Origin of the sequence: Algoriphagus aestuariicola (assembly GCF_017254835.1) — a bacterium.
GTDB classification, from domain to species: domain Bacteria; phylum Bacteroidota; class Bacteroidia; order Cytophagales; family Cyclobacteriaceae; genus Algoriphagus; species Algoriphagus aestuariicola.
This window is the reverse complement of the sequence record NZ_JAFKCW010000022.1, coordinates 1-501: the sequence shown is the minus strand read 5'-3', so window position 1 is coordinate 501 and position 501 is coordinate 1. Positions and strand designations below refer to the sequence as shown.

Here is a 501-nt window from a genome sequence, read left to right as displayed (position 1 = left end):
AGCTTTGCCACACCACGGTATTTCCCCGATACCTTGTGTGCAAATTGCATCAGATAGTTGATAGCCTTTTGTTTGTCGTTCTGGCTGAGTTCGTGCTTACCGCAGAATGCAGCCATACCGAATCCGGCTTGTGATTGCGCCATCCCCATAGCAGCCATCACATCAGTACCGGAAAGAGAGTCAGAAGCCGTGGCCCGTGGTGAGTCGCTCATCATCGGGCTTTTTGGCGAATGAAATTTAGCTACGCTTTCGAGTCTCATGCGCCTTCTCCCTGTACCTGAATCAATGTTAGGTTTCCGCAGAACACTGCGCCGGTATCGATATACATTTGGTTGGCAAACTTGAGTGGTTTCACTGCTGGCGTATGACCAAAGATGAACGTGTCCGCGCCTTTGATTTCTTTCACGATCCCGTTTTGTGAGTTGCTGATTCGTTCGCGGTTCCAGATTACCTGCTGATGATCAACTGGCTTTCCAAACTCGTATTCGTCAAAGGGATAAT

General features: G+C 48.9%; 2 protein-coding genes. Both read right to left on the bottom strand.

Annotated features, from left to right (window positions below; translation table 11 throughout):
* Positions 1-212 (bottom strand): antitermination protein Q (locus tag J0A67_RS22625; protein ID WP_438839602.1); only part of this gene is annotated, 212 nt, incomplete at its 3' end.
* Positions 213-256: 44 nt separating this feature from the next.
* Positions 257-501, bottom strand: a 245-nt coding sequence (locus J0A67_RS22620) for a metallophosphoesterase family protein (protein WP_438839601.1), incomplete at its 5' end; no start/stop codon positions are given.